Source organism: Leifsonia aquatica H1aii, assembly GCF_000633535.1.
GTDB classification, from domain to species: domain Bacteria; phylum Actinomycetota; class Actinomycetes; order Actinomycetales; family Microbacteriaceae; genus Leifsonia; species Leifsonia aquatica_A.
In genome coordinates, this window is record NZ_AYMR01000046.1 from 1 (window position 1) to 15,960 (window position 15,960).

The 15,960-nt window shown below is 63.1% G+C and carries 14 protein-coding genes, 1 pseudogene and 1 other annotated feature; of the genes and pseudogenes, 6 read left to right on the forward strand and 9 right to left on the reverse strand.

Annotated features, from left to right (window positions below; translation table 11 throughout):
* The first annotated feature begins 48 nt into the window (after positions 1-48).
* Positions 49-1,286 (forward strand): IS3 family transposase gene (locus tag U870_RS24130; RefSeq protein ID WP_115644480.1). Its coding sequence is split into 2 segments (ribosomal slippage): positions 49-325 and positions 325-1,286, totalling 1,239 coding nucleotides; the frame shifts between segments, so codons are not numbered across the junction.
* Positions 321-437: a sequence feature (AL1L pseudoknot), on the forward strand. Its footprint overlaps the gene before it by 117 nt.
* A gap of 82 nt (positions 1,287-1,368) precedes the next feature.
* Here U870_RS24130 and U870_RS0121445 read toward each other — a convergent pair.
* The 5 genes from U870_RS0121445 to U870_RS0121465 all read right to left on the reverse strand — a co-directional run bounded on the left by U870_RS0121445 (position 1,369) and on the right by U870_RS0121465 (position 7,657).
* Complete coding sequence (locus U870_RS0121445; RefSeq protein WP_025159401.1) at positions 1,369-3,831, reverse strand: Ig-like domain-containing protein; 2,463 nt, start codon at positions 3,829-3,831, stop codon at positions 1,369-1,371.
* 120 nt (positions 3,832-3,951) lie between these two features.
* On the reverse strand, positions 3,952-4,626 hold the full coding sequence (locus U870_RS23405; RefSeq protein WP_025159402.1) for a GntR family transcriptional regulator: 675 nt from the start codon (positions 4,624-4,626) through the stop codon (positions 3,952-3,954).
* Between the two features lie 36 nt (positions 4,627-4,662).
* Positions 4,663-5,082: a DUF3060 domain-containing protein gene (locus U870_RS0121455; protein ID WP_025159403.1), complete on the reverse strand. Its 420-nt coding sequence runs from the start codon at positions 5,080-5,082 to the stop codon at positions 4,663-4,665.
* Positions 5,083-5,105: 23 nt separating this feature from the next.
* The gene (locus U870_RS0121460) at positions 5,106-6,245 is read right to left on the reverse strand and encodes a glycosyltransferase (RefSeq protein WP_029947997.1); all 1,140 of its coding nucleotides are present in this window, start codon (positions 6,243-6,245) and stop codon (positions 5,106-5,108) included.
* Positions 6,246-6,259: 14 nt separating this feature from the next.
* Positions 6,260-7,657, reverse strand: coding sequence for a sugar transferase (locus U870_RS0121465; protein WP_162819233.1), 1,398 nt, complete (start codon positions 7,655-7,657; stop codon positions 6,260-6,262).
* 50 nt (positions 7,658-7,707) lie between these two features.
* On the opposite strand from U870_RS0121465, the gene U870_RS24545 reads away from it, so the two are divergent.
* Both U870_RS24545 and U870_RS0121470 read left to right on the forward strand, forming a co-directional pair.
* The gene (locus U870_RS24545) at positions 7,708-7,932 is read left to right on the forward strand and encodes a hypothetical protein (protein WP_162819234.1); all 225 of its coding nucleotides are present in this window, start codon (positions 7,708-7,710) and stop codon (positions 7,930-7,932) included.
* Between the two features lie 592 nt (positions 7,933-8,524).
* A complete protein-coding gene (locus U870_RS0121470) occupies positions 8,525-8,722 on the forward strand; it encodes a hypothetical protein (RefSeq protein WP_025159406.1) in 198 nt (65 codons plus the stop codon).
* A 241-nt stretch (positions 8,723-8,963) separates the two neighbouring features.
* Here U870_RS0121470 and U870_RS23410 read toward each other — a convergent pair whose 3' ends face one another.
* On the reverse strand, positions 8,964-9,704 hold the full coding sequence (locus U870_RS23410) for a GntR family transcriptional regulator (RefSeq protein ID WP_081815409.1): 741 nt from the start codon (positions 9,702-9,704) through the stop codon (positions 8,964-8,966).
* 1 nt (position 9,705) lies between these two features.
* On the opposite strand from U870_RS23410, the gene U870_RS24960 reads away from it, so the two are divergent.
* Positions 9,706-10,023, forward strand: coding sequence for a hypothetical protein (locus U870_RS24960; protein WP_240183773.1), 318 nt, complete (start codon positions 9,706-9,708; stop codon positions 10,021-10,023).
* Positions 10,024-10,113: 90 nt separating this feature from the next.
* Here the strand turns inward: U870_RS24960 and U870_RS25180 are convergent.
* The 3 genes and pseudogenes from U870_RS25180 to U870_RS0121490 all read right to left on the reverse strand — a co-directional run.
* A pseudogene (locus U870_RS25180) lies at positions 10,114-10,443 on the reverse strand (low molecular weight phosphatase family protein); the annotation flags it as partial.
* Between the two features lie 21 nt (positions 10,444-10,464).
* Positions 10,465-11,910 carry a polysaccharide biosynthesis tyrosine autokinase gene (locus U870_RS0121485; protein WP_025159409.1) on the reverse strand — a complete coding sequence of 482 codons (1,446 nt, stop codon included), beginning with the start codon at positions 11,908-11,910 and terminating at the stop codon, positions 10,465-10,467.
* Between the two features lie 17 nt (positions 11,911-11,927).
* Positions 11,928-13,283: a hypothetical protein gene (locus U870_RS0121490; protein WP_162819235.1), complete on the reverse strand. Its 1,356-nt coding sequence runs from the start codon at positions 13,281-13,283 to the stop codon at positions 11,928-11,930.
* A gap of 65 nt (positions 13,284-13,348) precedes the next feature.
* On the opposite strand from U870_RS0121490, the gene U870_RS0121495 reads away from it, so the two are divergent.
* Positions 13,349-14,788, forward strand: coding sequence for an oligosaccharide flippase family protein (locus tag U870_RS0121495; RefSeq protein ID WP_025159411.1), 1,440 nt, complete (start codon positions 13,349-13,351; stop codon positions 14,786-14,788).
* A 30-nt stretch (positions 14,789-14,818) separates the two neighbouring features.
* Positions 14,819-15,922 (forward strand): polysaccharide pyruvyl transferase family protein, encoded by a 1,104-nt coding sequence (locus U870_RS0121500; RefSeq protein ID WP_025159412.1) that lies wholly within the window; start codon positions 14,819-14,821, stop codon positions 15,920-15,922.
* Positions 15,923-15,960: the final 38 nt, after the last annotated feature.

The window sequence follows — 15,960 nt, forward strand, 5'->3', positions numbered from 1 at the left end:
TGAATCGGCCTGACTTTCGTTCCGTTCTTCAAGTAAGGATGGAACACGATGAACAGGGCATACTCGCCGGAGATGCGTGAGCGGGCTCTTCGGATGCTCGCGGAGGCTCGGCCGGAGCACCCGACGATGATGAGCGCGATCCGTCACGTCGCCGGACTACTCGGGATGAGCCCCGAAACGCTGAGGTTGTGGCAGCGCCGCTACGAGGTCGACGCCGGAGTGAAGGCCGGGGTCACGACTGATGCGGCGGCGGAGATCAAACGGCTGCGGAAGGAGGTCGCCGAGCTGCGGAAGGCGAACGAGATCCTGAAGGCTGCGAGTGTGTATTTCGCGAAGGAGCTCGACCGTCCCTGACCGAGATGATCCGGTTCATTGACCTGCACCGGGATCGTTTCGGGGTCGAGCTTATCTGCTGGGTCCTCCGACCGGCAGTCCAGGGGTTCCTCACCTCCCGCGGTTATCGCGCCGCGGTGGATCGAGTGCCGTCGGCCCGACAACTGCGTGATGACCTGCTGGTTCCAGAGATCGCCCGGCTGCATGCCGAGAACTACGGCGTCTATGGTCGCCGGAAGATGCATGCGCTGATGCGCCGGCAAGGCTGGCAGATCGGCCGGGACCAGACCGAGCGACTGATGCGTCTGGCCGGGGTCCGTGGGGTGAAGAAGTCCAAACGGGTGTTCACCACGAAGACCGACAAGGTCCTGTCGTTGACGGCGGACCTCGTGAAGCGGCGCTTCCGCGCCGACGCTCCACGGCGGCTCTGGGTCTGCGACGTCACCTATGTCGCGACCTGGTCCGGGTTCGCCTATGTCGCCTTCGTCACCGACGTCTTCTCGCGCCGGATCGTGGGCTGGAACGTCGCGGCCACTTTGAAGGCCGAGATTCTGCCGTTGCAGGCGCTGGACATGGCCGCCTGGGATGCCGGCGGAGACCTGGCCGGACTGACCCATCACTCCGACCACGGATCGAACTACATGGCGATGGTCTACACCGACCGCATCGTCGAACTCGGGGCCGTACCCTCCACCGGAACAATCGGCGACTCGTTCGATAACGCCCTCGCAGAGGCGGTCAACAACCTCTACAAGACCGAACTGATCCGTCAGCAAGGCCCCTGGCGCACGGTCGAGCAGGTCGAACTGGCGACCTTGGAATACGTGTGGTGGTGGAACAATCAACGCCTCCACGGCGAACTCGACATGCACACCCCGATCGAGGTCGAAACCGCGTACTACGCTGACCTGGAATCAGCCAATCCGGCACCTGCCGGACAAAACTCCAGATAGGAACAAAGGTCAGGCCGATTCACTACGTATGGTGGTGGGGGCCTCGGACGGTTGTCCGGGCCCCCACTTGTTGTTGTGTGTGTTACTTGGTGATGGTGTAGTCGAAGCCGGTTTGGCTCAGCTCACCGCCGGCGTCCTGGTGGACGGTGCCGAGGAAGTGGCCCTCCCACAGCTCGACGGTGGAGGTCGCCGACCATGTGCCGTCCGCCTTCACGGTGCCAGTGGCAAGGACCTTGCCGGAGTTGCCCTTGACCTCGATGACCGCACCCGGCTCACCCTTACCGGTGAAGGTCGGGCTCAGGTCCGTCACTCTCGCACCGATCGCCGGCGAAGTCAGGGTGACCTGGGTGGCCGCGCGGACGATCTTGTAATCGAAGGCGACCTGGCTCAGCTCACCAGTAGCGTTCTGGTGGACGGTGCCGAGGTAGTGGCCCAGGCCCAGAGTGACCGTGGAGGTCGCCGACCAGGTGCCATCCGCCTTCACAATCGCCGTGGCGATCGTGCGGCCGGAATTTCCCTTTACCTCGATGCTGGCGCCGGCCTGGCCCTTACCGGTGAAGGCCGGGTTCACCTCGGTGGTCTTCCCACCGATCGCTGGGGTCACCAGGGTGACCTGCTCGGCCGCACGCACGATCGCGTAATCAAACGCAACCGAGGAGAACTTATCGCCAGCAGTCTGCACAACCGAGCCCAGGTAGCGACCCAGACCCAGGGTGACCGTCGACGTCGCCGACCAGTTGCCGTCCTTATCCACCGTGCCAGAAGCGATCACACGACCGGAGTTACCCTTGACCTCGATCGTCGCTCCCGGGTGACCCTTACCGGCGAACACCGGCTTGGTCGCCGTGGTCGTCCCACCAACACCCGGACTGTTCAGGGTGACCGACTCGATCGGAGCCTGCGGCTCCGGAGTCTCCTTAGGCTCCTCGTTGCCCTTCACGTTCACGGTGAACGAATACGGCACACTCGTGCCATCCACATCCTGCGACACCGCGCCCAGGTAGGCCCCGTTATATACGTCCGCGTTGGCGGTGGCAGTCCAGTTACCGTCCTTGTCGACAACCGCAGACGCGATCGTCTTTCCCGAGTTGCCCTTCACCGTCACCGTCCCACCCGGCTGACCCTTGCCCGTAAACACCGGCCGCTTCGTGTCCGTTATCACCGCACCAGCAGCAGGAGCCGACAGACTCACGCCCACCGGCTTCGGAGCCACATAGGTCGACTCATACGCAACCGCGGTCCTGGCACCAACGGGGATTGCAGAACCGGAGACGAACTCAAAGGAACCGTCGGAGATCACACCGGTCCGGGTGTTGCCGGCGTCAGCCTGCAGGGAGAAAGTGTGATCGCGCACCAGTCCCTGGACGATCAGGTACACGTTGGACGTTACGGTCAGGGTCTTGTTGTCGTTGGAGAGCGTCCCGATGAAGGTTCCCTTCTCGGTGGAGTTCTGGGTGGACCAGCTGACCTTGTCCGAGGCGAACGTGGTGCCCGATGGCGCCTTCACAACGAACGTGGTCCCCTTTGAGGCACCACTGGCCGGGTTGGTGACGGAGACGGTAGCGCCCTGAACCTGTCCGGGGGCAAGCTTAGGAACGCTGGTCTGGTTGACCGCTGGGTCCACTGCCGTATAGCTCACCTTGTGGGTACTACCGACCGTCAGGAACGAACCGCCGGTAATTGTGAGCAATCCATCGCTGACCTCTCCCTTCCGGGTGTTGCTGGGGTCCGAGATGAGGGTGTACGTCTCATCGACCCAACCGTCGTTGTACTTGACACTAGACTCCGGCGACGTCATGGTGATCGTGCGCTTGTCCGCCGACAGCGTGACGGTGCTTGAGCCAGATCCGCCATCGCTGTTCTTCCACGAGCGGGTCGCGTCCTTGAAAGTGGTCCCCGACGGGGCGGTCAGAGTGTAGGAGAGGCCTTTCTGGCTGGCGGACTTGACATTGATTCGCATGGTGACAGAGCCCGAGAAGCCGGCGCTCAACGAAGGGGACGCCGTCTGGTCGATGTACGACACCTTTGCATTGTAGGCGACAGGAATCATCGAGCCGATGGGCGCGAAGGTACCTGCCGTGACGGTCATCAGTCCATCAGAGACGATGCCCTCTGCCGTGTTGTCCGCTGCAGAGGCCAGGGTGAAGGTCTGCTCCTGCCAGGCATCCGAGGTCGACGCGTCGGAGAGGGTGATCGTTCGGCTGTCGTCCGAGAGCTTCGCAGTGAAGTTCCCACCTCCCCACGCGTTCGTCTTGCTGTAGTAGTTCGCATTAGCGAACTTGGTGCCGGTGGGGGCGGTGACGGTGTAGCTGATGGTGTGCTTGCCGCCGGTGGTGTTCACGGTCCGGAGGGTGATGGTGCCGTTGCCGTCTGGACGGATCGTCGGTGTTGCGGTCTGGCTGAGGTTCGTCGCGGCGTCGGCGGACGCGGCCACCACGGACTGCTCGAGATTCGGGGCGGGTGCGGCGAGGGCCGGGGTAGACATGCCGCAGGCGAGGGCTGCTGCCACACCGGCACCGATGAAAGCGGTATAGCGGGGTTTCATCTGAATGGTTTCCTTTCGTGTTGCCGGATATCGGGACATCCGGGCGTCTGTGTAATTTCAGAACTCTATTTAGATTCCACTACAAAATTCTACAATGCAAATTTTGCAAAGGTTTCACACCTACGCTTGATGCATAACAGCGGTAGCGGGTTCACCGAGCAGGTGGAACGTTTCGACGGCGCGCTTGGCGGCCCAGCCGTCGCCCGTGTTGGTGCTGTCCAGCAGCTGTTCGAGATGCGCAAGGAGGAATGCGGCGTCTTGGCGATCGATTTCCTGCGCTGCGCGGAGCCGGAAGGCGAGCCCCGCGCTGGCACCGTTGTAGATGCGCTGCAGGACAGCGTTGCCGCAGTTGTCGATGTAGTGCTGCCAGAGGGCGAACGCTGAGGACAGGGTGCCCTCGAGGTCGCGGTCCTGTAGCGCGGAACGCAGCCGCTCCCCCGCCTCGTTGGCTGTCTTCTGCATTTCAGGTGTCAGCTGTGGGACGGCGAGGTGAACCGCTGCTGCGAGCATTGCGCCGAGCGTTCGCATTGTGTCTGCCACTTCGCTTGGTAGCGGAACGGCAACGCGGGTGAAACGGTTGGGCTCCATCTCCACCAAGCCCTGCCAGGCAAGCTCGCCCAACGCCTCCCGGATCGGTGTGCGTGACACTTGTAGCCATTTCTCGATGTCCTGATCATGCAGGATCTCACCGGGCTTCAATTGGCCGCCAAGGATTGCGTCCACAATTCTGCTGTAGACCATGTCTCGCAGCAGGACCCGACTTCGGGGCAGGGCATGTTCGGAAGGGATGGGCATCGACAGCTCCTTAGGCGTCGCCGAGGAACGCGGACGTCAGCCGGCGTTGTCCTCCTTGGCGAGTTCGTTCTGTTCGCCGTTGTCACTCAGGGTGGGATTGTTCGGGGTGATGATGAGGTTGCCGTTTCCGGTGATGGAGACCTCGTCTGCGCCGGCGGTGGTGATCTTGTTGATCGCCCCTTCGATGGACAGGCTGCGAACCTTGCCGAGGTGGACGATGCTGTTGGACGCCAGGACGTTCACAGTGGCGCAATCGCCCTCGAGGGTGGCCTCGATGTTGTTGTCGGTGACCGTGGCGACGTCGTTCTCGCAAACGATCGTCTTCTTTTCGATCTCAGGGACCGCCATGGCTGTGTTTGATGGTGACGGCGTGGGTGTCGGGGCGCTGGCGCATCCGGCCAGTGCCAGGCCGGCCAGTGCGAGGACCCCGAGAGGCGCGATGAGTTTGTTCTTCATGGTTGTTCTCCTTGCTTCGGGTGTCAGCTGGCCACGAGGCTGGCGTCTGCGGCCGGTTGGGTGCTCATCCATGAGCGGATCGCGCTCTGGAAGCGGGGGGTGTCGAAGACGCGGGCGTGAACCCGGGCGACCTGGCCGTCCAGGACGAGCGCGCGTTCGATCGCGTTTCTGAGTTCTGTTTCGTCGTCGAAGTCCGCCACTGCGATACCGGTGACACCGTCGATCACCGACTCCGAGGTCCCGCCGGCCGTGTTGATCACGACCGGGGTGCCGAGCGCCATGGCCTCGACCGGCATGATTCCGAAGTCCTCGACGGCGGGGAAGACGTAAACGGCAGCACGCTGCATCAGCGCAGAGAGCAGAGAGTCGGAGGGCTCGATGACGAAATGGACCGGCACGCCAGCGTCCTCTGCAAGTGATCGGAGTCGTCGTTCCTCCGGCCCCGATCCTGCGATGACGACCGGGATGCCGGAGGCGCGGCCGGCCGCGATCACGAGGTCTAGGCACTTGTACCCCACGAAACGCGATGCGCCGAGAACGTAATGTGCGGGAAGTGCATTAATGACTGACCGCTCTTTGGCGCTTAGCCGGGTGCTCCAGTTGGCGACGGCCTGGAGCTTTGCCACATCGACCGGTGGGTGGATCACGGTGGCGTCGACCCCCCAACTGTCCTTGATTCGCTTGCGCACGAACTCGCTGTTCGCCGCAACGTTGGCGTTGGCTCGCGCTCGTCGCGCGTCGAGTGCGCGAAGCAATGGTGCGACAGCGCGCACGAGCGGATTGCGCCCCCGAGCGTCGAGCTCCGGTGACCAGATGTAGCGGGCCGGAGTATGAACGTAGACAAACTTGCGCTCGGCGGGAACACTTGTGATTCGCGCGTGGTGGGCAAAGAGGTGGGAGCTGACGAGCATCCAGTCGTAGTCGGCGTGTTTGCGGAGCTTGCGCCAGATCAGCGGCATTGTCGGCAATGCGAGTGCTTTGCTGCGTCGCAGCGGAGTACGAGCAAGGACACTCTCGGCGACCTCGCGCCCCTCGAATCGGTCGGGTACATCGTTCCAGAGGCAGAGCAGATCGGCATCGGGATAGATGTCGGCGAACGAGTCGAGGACACGCTCGGCACCACCGACGCGCTCGATCCATTCGTGTGCAATGAGTCCGGTCATGATTGTCTCCCTTCTCAGTAGGCGCCGCGGGGGCGGATGAGTACCCCGACCGTTCGGGTGATGATGGCGATGTCGTGACGGGGCGCCCAGTTGTCGACATAGGACAGGTCCAGGCGGAGCGCCGCCGACCAGGCCAGGTCAGATCGGCCACTCACCTGCCAGAGACCGGTCAGGCCTGGCTTGACGAGCAAGCGTCGGGTCGCGTGCGCTGGGTAGGCCGCAACCTCAGCCGGCAGCGCCGGGCGGGGGCCGATTAGGCTCATGTCGCCGACGAGGACGTTCCAGAGCTGGGGCAATTCATCAATCGAGTACTTGCGCAGGATGCGGCCCAGCGGGGTGACGCGAGGGTCGTCGTGCATTTTGAACAGCGGGCCGGTGCTGTCGTTCTGCGTCGCGAGCTCCGCCTTGCGGTCTTCGGCGTCGACGCACATGGTGCGGAACTTGACCATGCGGAACTGTTTGCCGTCCTTGCCCACCCGATTCTGGATGAACAGCGCCGGTCCACCGTCCTGTGCGCGGACGGCGATAGCGACAGCAGCAAGCAACGAGCTGATGAGCGCCAGTCCCGCTGCCGCACCTGCGCGATCGACCACTGTCTTGAGCCCGCGCCCGATCGTTCGGGTTGCCCGCGGCCGCACCCGTGCCAGAGGGAGGCCATCTGCGAAGCTATAGCCCACACGCTCCGGGGCGATGGCGGTCAGGTCAGTGCTAATGATGACTTCGAGGCCACGGTCCTGGAGGCTCCACATCAAGTGCTGCGCGTCCTGCGGCTCTCCGATGTCACCGGTGAGGACGACCGCTTCTGCGCGTGTCGACACAGCAACGCGTACTACCTGCTCGGGGTCGACCGGCCCGGGGAGCATCTGCACCGGATTCAGTCCCGCCGCCGGCGCGTTCGCCAAGTGGCGCGCAATAGGAGCGGCATTCTCGCCGACGACGACAACTGGAATCAGCCCCACACCGCGGCGGCGGGCTCTTACCAGAGCCACCCGCCAGAGGGCACGACTCACCAAAAGCAGCAGCAACCCAGAGAGAAGCGAGATCACGAAGTGGCCTTCGGACAGATCGATGCTGAAGAGCGTCAGCAGCGCGGCCATCGAGCCGGCAAAAGAGAGCGTGGAAACGGCCACGCGACGAAACTCCGACGTTCCCGAACCCAAAACTCGGGCTTCCCGGCTGCGACCGACGACGAGGGCGATCAGCCAGCCACACAGGAACAGAAGGGCAGTGACCGCTCCTTCGAACGCAAGAACCGAGGCCATGCCCGCCATCAGCGTGCCGAGAGCGAGCGATCCAGCCACGATCAGAGTGTCGGAAACTGCCAGGGCCGCAGGCCGCTGCCAGAGCGGAAGGCGCCGCGAGGCTGCCACCGACAGGGCGGACATGCCGCCTGTTTCAATGTGTGTCTTCATGCTGCCTGCTCCCATCGGATCGGGTGAACTTTCGAGGCATCATTATTCTAATGTTCTGGAAGATCGATCTTTATCTACACAGGGATCAGAATGTCAATATTTTGATATGTTTTACCTTGTTGCGAATCGGCGCCGGCACTCAAAGCGCTGATCAGGATCATTTTGTTGTGCTTAAATATTGGATACTGTGGTTTGCTGAGAGCGCGCTGGCGCTGGGTTCCGTCCGCATCCAATTCCTCGGACTGGGACAAGCAGTGCAAGAACGGTTCGCCTAGGCTCTCCCGCCCCGCGGGGACAGGAGAGACGTAGCGGGGTGGAGGGGCCAGATGAGGCCAGCACCACACCCGGCACTCCACCGAATACCTGCTGCCGCGCGAGCGAACCGAAGGAACATCGCTGCGCCGAGCGGCCCTTCTCGCCGCCTGTGAGCGCCTCAAGGCCGCAGCCCCCGAGCAGCCGGCTTGCTAGGCAGGTGTCGCTTGACGGGCACCGGAACAACGAAGCTGTACGGGGTCCCGTTCCAAGTGGTTTGGCAGCTTGGTTAGCTCGGAACTTAAGACGTCAAAGCCATCACGATGATCAGCGACTGTCGGACAGAGGGCGACTGCGCTGAAGCGCGAGCCATGGAGGGGCATCGGGCGCACTCGTCGCGTTCGATTGAAGGGCGGCCTGCGTCTACCGAGGCTCTTGATGATAAAGGGGCGATCAGGCCATGCATTCGAATTGGTGCTGCTGACGGCGACGTCTCACTCGCGGGCACTTAGAAGGCCGCTGAGATTGTGGATGCGGGCGGGCCCGGGTTGAAGAGGTACCGATCTGTGCAAGGTGAGGGGGCCGCTCGGTTGAAGGTCGGACGGTGGGCAGCGGGTGACCCGCGCCATCGTTGACGACGACGAGGCAGACGTGAGCATGAGCGGGCTGTCGCCGATGACGGGCTTGAAGCTAAGGCCGGTGAAGCTTGAGCTACACAGAAGGAACGCCTCGCTCACGAGCACATCCGCACACTGGACGGAGTTCGACGCTTCGAGCGGACGGCGGCGCGGAATCTACCTCGACGCGGCGTAGATTGCGTTCAGGACGGTCGCCGGCTCGAATCTGAACTCGATCCCCCGTTGACACGACTGATCCTCGTCGTGGGTCCCGGCCACCTCGCAGGCACCGCACTTTGCATTGGTCCTCCGACCTTCATCATCCCGCTCCGCAGTCCTAGGCTGTCGCCGTCCGCACTGTCATCCCCGCCGTGCACCGGGGGGGTAGCCCCAGCAACGGGGGCCATCGGGAGTAACGGGTCGACTTAGGCGTCAGTTCACACTCCGAGTGCCCCTTCGCTGAGGTGAGCGCTGGGTAGGCGAAAGATCGCATCGGTTGCTCGCCGGGCGCGGAGGCCGTCGCGGGACTCGAAGGCTTCGATGAGTTCGTCCAAGAGGCGAGCGATCGAATCGGCATCGAGGATCTCAACGAGACGGGCGACTCGAATCTTGTAGGCAAGTCCGTCGATGGTCTCGAGCGCGAGATTCTGAAGCAGTGAGTTGTCCGAGTACTCAACGAGCTCCTTGTACACTGCGAGCATGTTTTCGCGAATGAGATCAGCGTTCAACGTCTTGACCCCCTTCGCCGCGGATTTCACCTTGCTTATCAGAGACCGCGCCTCTGGTGCGGAGAGCTGGGGAGCCGCGATCACCGCAGCGCCGCCGTAGATGACCCCCAGCACGGTGAGCGCCTCGTAAGCCTCCGAGTCGGAGGGCAGCATCGCGACCCGCGTGAAGCGATTCGGCTCCATTTCGATCAGCCCCGACCGCGACAACTCATTGAGCGCATCTCGAATAGGTGTCCGGGAGGTGCCAAGCCACTCCTGGAGGGCATCGTCATTCAGCGTCTCCCCCGGCTTGAGAGTGCCGTCCATGATGGCATTGCGGATGGTCTCACGTACAACGTCACGCAGGAGGACGCGCTTCGGTACCACGGTCTTCTTGCTCTCGGGAATCGGCATCTCGACCCTCTCTTCTGGCTTATTGGGACTCGACCAGTATATTGCTATTCTGGCCATAGTGGAGTATAGAGCATCAGCCGGGAGAAAAGGAGAAAAGGAGAAAAGGAGAAAAGGAGAAAAGGAGAAAAGGAGAAAAGGAGAAAAGGAGAAAAGGAGAAAAGGAGAAAAGGAGAAAAGGAGAAAAGGAGAAAAGGAGAAAAGGAGAAAAGGAGAAAAGGAGAAAAGGAGTCTAGTTTGGCTGCGCGCGTGTGAGGGCATTCACGATCATGTCGGCGTACGCGTCGATCTCTCGCGCCATCTGCTGGAAATCGGACACGGTGCCGTTGTACGGGTCCGCGATGTCGGCGGCCTCGCCGTTGACCACGTGCTGGATTGACGGCCGAGCAAGGTAGGCCGAGTGCACCAGTTCCGCCATAGACCCGCTGGTTATGTTCGAGGAGTCGGCCACGAGTGTCGCGAACTCCCGGAATGTGAATGTTCTCCGCAGTACACCGGGCTGCAGACTGAGAAGCCATGCTCGGTGCGCGCGAGTCATCCCCAGGATCAGATCACATTGGGTGAGCATCGCCCGATCAACTTGACGAGCTGAGAACGGTGTCGGCTGGATTCCGCGACTCTCTAACTGGGCCGCCGAAAGCGCATGAATGGGAGCATTCGTGACCGCGGCTGTGCCAGCACTGCGCACTTCCGGTTCAGCCCCCGTGGTGAAGGGCAATCTGTCCGCCAAAAGCAACTCGGCAAACGGCGAACGGCAGATGTTTCCAGTGCAGACGATCAGAATCTTAGGGCGCCTCAACGCGATCTCCTCGTTCGATGCTTAGCCTTCTTCGAGCGATCCGCCCGAAGCGCCGGCACCACGGCGGGTGCGGGTCTTCGTCCCGCGCGGGCTGTGTCGACCCGTTTCAACGCTACCCTCCGGCTGATACCCATAGCCGTAATACCCAGCTTTCCCTCTCGGGATGTCAAGTCGGTTGAGGACGAGACCGAAAACCTTCGCATTGACAAAGCGCAAGTTCTCCAGCGACTGTCCAAGCTGATCACGGTGCAGGCGGCCGTCTGCGCTCGCCACCAGCAGCACACCGCTGACGAGCGTGGCGAGGGCGCCGGCATCGGAAACGTTGACCAGCGGAGGGCTATCGATCACAATGACATCGAACGCATCACGCATCTGGACCAGGGTGCGCTCCATCGCCGCGGACGCGAGCATCTCACTCGGATTAGGCGGGAGCGTGCCGGCGGTGAGCACCGAGACTCCAGCAAACTCGCGAACCGGCTGGACAGCATCCTCAAGCGAGATGCGCCCGGTCAGGACGGTAGTCAGTCCGACGGAGCCCTCCAATCCGAAGGACTTGGCCACGATAGGGCGTCTGAGATCCGCGTCGACCAGCAGAACCCGCAAACCCGACTCCCCCAGCACGATTGCGAGGTTCGCGGCTGTTGTGCTCTTCCCCTCGCCTGGGATCGAAGAGGTCACCAGGACCGAGCGAACACCACCATCGACGTTCGCGAACTGCAGGTGGGTTCGCAGCTGGCGGAATGCCTCGTGCCGGGCGGAGTAGTTCTGACTGGGACGCAGCAGAAGATCCTGCTGCTGACCGGACTCGGCGACGAAGGCGCCCAGGACGCTCGCCTCAGCGAGGTTTTCCACGGCCTGACGGCCGCGGAGCCGCGTGTCGAAACGATCCACCAGCAGCGCCAGGCCGATTCCGCCGGCAAGACCCAGAAGCAGCCCAATCGCGAGGTTGCGGAACATACTCGGCTCGAACGGGATGGTCGGTACCGCCGCGTCTTGCACCTTGCGGAGGGTGACCGGCGGCTGAGCGTCCCCGCGGGTCGCTTCCAACTCACTGACCAGAGCGACGAGCTCGTCTGCCGTCGCGTTGGCGATCGCGGCCGCCCGCTTGGCATTAAAGCTCTCGGCGCGGATCTCGATCAAAACCGTCTTGGCCGCGGTGGTGGCCGTGATGGATGTGGACAGATCATGTGCCGAGATCCCGGTGGCTTGTGCGACCGAATCGAGAACCTTCGGACTCGTCGCCAAATTCACGTACGACGCCACTCTGCTCTGCGCGAAAGCGTTTCCCTGATTGAGATCGCCGACGGATTCATTGCCATGCACGGCCACGAACAGCTGCGAGGTCGCAGCGTATCGGGGCGTAGTGAGCATCGTGACACCCTGCGCCGCGATCCCGGCTCCGACCACGACCACGACCATCAAGATCCACCGGCGACGAAGCACCCGGAAATACTCTCTGAGATCCATAGGGCACCTTCCGAGTTTCAGTGTTCCAACATATTAACATGCTGACTTGTTGTCTGCAAAATCGCTGGCTTGACATCTTCGCGTTTCGGGTCGCGGACAGTCCAGCTCACGCTCGCACACACTCCGAGCAGAAGCCACAGCAGCGGCGTTGAGAGGTCGGGCAGGCTCACCGACTTGGCAACGAGAAGGGCGATGAGTGACCAGAATGCGGCCTGGGCAGCCCTGGTCCTCAGCGCCTCCTCGGCGACCGCCGCGACGAACAACGTGAATGAAACGGCGCCGATGACACCCACACACGAAAGCAGCATCGTCACGAAGGATGAGGGCCGGTTGGCCCCCAGGCCCACTCCGATGCCCCCCGTATCGAGCGCAACTCCAAGTGAGAAGGTGTCGGCGGCTGTGCGATTCAGATAGGACTCGCTACCCACCTTGCCGTCAACGATCCCGTTCATCCAGCCGGCGATCTGGGCGCCGAAGACGAGGGTGACTACGGCGATCAGCAGCACGGCAAAGACAACGTAGGGGATGATGCATCCACCGTTGCGAGCAAGCTGGATCACGATTACCCCGCCTGCCAGCGCCGCGAAAGCGGCGATACCGATCGCGGCCGTGCCCGAAGAGGACAGGCTGATGTTCAGGAGCGCCAACCCGGCAAGACCGAGAGAAACCATGCGCGTCCACCCGCGGGTGCGGGCGATTGCGACCATGAAGTAGGCGGCAGCAGCAACGGAGAAGCCCGCGAGTTCGGAAGGTTCGTTGAAGATGCCCCGCAGTCGCGAGTTCCCACCGTCAGAGGTGTCCGAATAGAGCACGTTGGGGTTCGTGTCGAACAGTTCATGCGGCCAGGCAACGCCAGCCAGCGCGCAGAGACCGCACAGTGCGGACAGGACAGTCGCAATGGCCAACGGAACCGCAGGCAGCCCTGGTTTGGCCCCCGAGCGAGCGAGGAAGACGACCGCCAAGGCGCCGACGAGGAGATAGACGACCTGCGCGATGGCCGAAACGCTGAAGGCGAGCTGCGCCGGAGAGACCACGGCATTGTCGATCCCGTCCCGAGGCGAAAGGACTGCCATCCCGCGGAAGACGATCGGCCCGGCGACGGTGATCAGCACAGACCACGTCACGAAAACAAGCAACATGGACCGGCCCCCTCCGGCCAGCACACGTCTTCGATCGAGCAGAAGAGCGCAGCCAGCCAGCAGCCCCATGAGCGCAAAGGGTGTCAGCGCGTTGCCGCCCACCGATATCGCCGCGGAGGCCGGGAATGCCGCCGATGCGGCCAGGACGTACACGAATGCGCCTCGCCCCCACAGATACGCGACAACCGCGGCGACCAAGAAGACTGCCCCCAGCACCGTCACATTCGCTCCCATCAATCAACGTTATGAAACTATGATATATTGAAACAGTGAAGTTTTCAAATTGAAAGGATCGGTGGATGAGGGAAGCAATGTCGCCGCCGTTGCGTACGGTTGCTGCCCGTGGCGGGCTCATCACCGCGTTGACGAGCTGGGGTCGCTTCGCGCTGCAATTCGCCACCGTCATCGTGCTCGCTCGCTTGCTTGGTCCAGGTTCGTACGGCTTCGCGGCCGTGGCCCTGGTTTTCACAACTCTCGCCGAGGTGATCCGCGCCTCCGGTCTGGCGAATGTGATCATTCAGCGAAGCGAGTTCGACCGCGCGATCGCGAGCTCGTTCCATTACGCGGCCATCGCGCTTGGTGTTTTGGGTGCAGGCGCCGCGCTCGGTGTGCTGTGGTTGCTGACCGGAAGCATCAGGATCAGCACGGTGATACTGGCGACGACGCCGGTGTTCGCGGGCCTCGCGACTGTTCCTGGCGCGGTCCTGGGTCGTGAGCACGCATATCGCAGGCTGGCGATCGCCGACGGCAGTGCGTCGGTTGTCGGCTGCTGTGCGGCCCTGGCGGCTGCGGCCGCGGGAGCCGGTTCTGATGCGCTGATCGTTCAAGCGGTGCTCACCGCCGCCGTTCTCGCTGGGCTTCTGCTGGTGTTTGACCGGTGGCGGCCAGGCAGACCTGCCCGACTTTCAGCCGTGCGTTCAGAGTTGGCTTTCGCGGGCCACTCCGGCGTTACCCAGTTCTCCCGCTACGTCGCGCAGAATGCAGATCGCGTCGCGGTGTCCGCCGCGGCCGGGAGCGCCGCGGCCGGGCTCTACGCGCAAGCCAACCAGCTCGTTGCTCTCCCCGTGGGGCAGATAGCCGCTCCCCTGCACCGGGTTGCTCTGCCGGTGCTCAGCAGGTTGAAAGATGAGCCGGAACGGTATGCCCGATTTCTGCGCACCATCTCCTCCCTGGTCGGGTTGACGGTTCTGCCGTTTCTGGCGGGACTCGCTGCCGTGGCCGACGACCTCATCCTGACGTTGTTCGGATCGGCGTGGTCGGATTCTGCCGCGCTGTTCCGCATTCTGATGCTGGCCGGATGCGCGAATGTCATTGTCTCGCTTGCGTCCTGGGTTCTCGTCTCCGGTGGCTTCGTGCGGCTCCAGGCGCGGGTGACGCTGGCGACCTCCGCGCTGACGGTGGCCCTTATCGCCGTCGGCGCACTCGCCGGCACAGTCGGGATCGCAATCGCCGCCGTGGTTTCCGCGGCCTCCACCGCGACAGCCACAGCACTTGCGTGTCGCCGTGGCGGCTTCGTTCGCCTGAACGACATCCTGCGCCCGTTGCTTCCAGGCGCGTTCATTGCTCTTCTTGCTGGCATCGTCGGCTATCTAACCGCAGCTCTGCTGCCTGGCTCGGGGGTGATCTCGTTGCTCGCCGCCGGCGCGGCATGGGGGGTCGCGTATGCCTCGGCCGTTGCTGCTCTGCGCCCGGCCCGTCACGCGTTCACCGATTGTCTCACCGCGCTCCGCGCGCGGTAACACCGCCGATCCGAAACCGAAGGACGACTGATGAAGAGCACGAAGCGATCGCTGATCTATCTTGGCTGGCAAGGCAACGACAACTTCGGAGACGAGTTGCTCTACGACTCTTGGAAGGTCGCGCTCGACGATTCGCTCGAATTCACCGCTCCCCTCACGCTCGGTCGCTACCTGGTCAAAGAGGCTGGACACTTCGCCCGGACTCGGACGCGCGTCTCCGGCACGGAGAGACTGTTGCTGCTGGGAGGCGGGACGACCATAGGCTTCCGCACCTGGGCGGACCATACTCGACTGGCCCGCCGAATGTTCGGCGCCACCGGGATGCTTATCCCTGGAGCCGGCGCGGCAGAGAGCGGAGATGAGTTCCTCCTCAGTAAGCAACCGCACGATTGGGCCGCGTGGCGCAACGAGCCGCAGGTTGGGTTGCTGGGAGTTCGGGGGCCTCTAACGGCAGCCGAGTGCGCCAGCTACTGGCAGCCCGCCGGGGTGATCGGGGACCCCGCGTTGCTGTACCCGCGTCACACTGACATCACCACGACGCCGGCGAACACCATCGGCTTGTGTCTGGGATCAGAAGGCACGAGCCGCTTCGATGTTGCCGATGTCGCTCAGGGCGTTCGCCGAGCGGCGGAGGAGTTGGGCGCGAGCATCACTCTTTTCGAAGTCACCCCGGCCGACGCACCAGTAACCGAACAGCTCGTCCGTCTTCTCGGCCGGGAGATTCACGTCATCCGATTCGACGGCGATGTTCGCAACATGATGCGCGAGATCGCCAGGTGCCGGATCATGGTCTCGGAGCGGTTACACGGCGTCGTCGCTGCCGTGGTCGCGGAAGTCCCTGCCGTACCGCTTGCGTACGCCAGCAAATGCGACGACTTCTGGTTGAGCGTCGCCGGCGAGCGAGCGGCCCTCAAACCAGGTCTCAGCCAGCACCAGCTCGTCGAAGAGGTACGACGAAGTCTGAGCCGCGACCGGCTACAGGAAATTGCGTCACGAACCCAGCACCTAGGAAACGCGCTGGAGCGCGCCGCCGACTCAATCAAGCAATGGATGGCCGGCGACCTCCCCACACACGAGCTCCTGGCCCTGCGCGCGCCAGACCTTGTGGACGGAACCAACGACGCCCCTGCCTGATCCGGCGCGCACGCCACGGGCCTAGGGTGTGTCTGACA

Bases quoted from the DNA above. Each gene is read 5' to 3' on its own strand.
- U870_RS0121445 (WP_025159401.1), bottom strand. From the start codon at position 3,831: ATGAAACCCCGCTATACCGCTTTCATCGGTGCCGGTGTGGCAGCAGCC.
- U870_RS23405 (WP_025159402.1), bottom strand. From the start codon at position 4,626: ATGCCCATCCCTTCCGAACATGCCCTGCCCCGAAGTCGGGTCCTGCTG.
- U870_RS0121455 (WP_025159403.1), bottom strand. From the start codon at position 5,082: ATGAAGAACAAACTCATCGCGCCTCTCGGGGTCCTCGCACTGGCCGGC.
- U870_RS0121460 (WP_029947997.1), bottom strand. From the start codon at position 6,245: ATGACCGGACTCATTGCACACGAATGGATCGAGCGCGTCGGTGGTGCC.
- U870_RS0121465 (WP_162819233.1), bottom strand. From the start codon at position 7,657: ATGAAGACACACATTGAAACAGGCGGCATGTCCGCCCTGTCGGTGGCA.
- U870_RS24545 (WP_162819234.1), top strand. From the start codon at position 7,708: ATGTTCTGGAAGATCGATCTTTATCTACACAGGGATCAGAATGTCAAT.
- U870_RS23410 (WP_081815409.1), bottom strand. From the start codon at position 9,704: ATGGCCAGAATAGCAATATACTGGTCGAGTCCCAATAAGCCAGAAGAG.
- U870_RS0121485 (WP_025159409.1), bottom strand. From the start codon at position 11,910: ATGGATCTCAGAGAGTATTTCCGGGTGCTTCGTCGCCGGTGGATCTTG.
- U870_RS0121490 (WP_162819235.1), bottom strand. From the start codon at position 13,283: ATGGGAGCGAATGTGACGGTGCTGGGGGCAGTCTTCTTGGTCGCCGCG.
- U870_RS0121495 (WP_025159411.1), top strand. From the start codon at position 13,349: ATGAGGGAAGCAATGTCGCCGCCGTTGCGTACGGTTGCTGCCCGTGGC.
- U870_RS0121500 (WP_025159412.1), top strand. From the start codon at position 14,819: ATGAAGAGCACGAAGCGATCGCTGATCTATCTTGGCTGGCAAGGCAAC.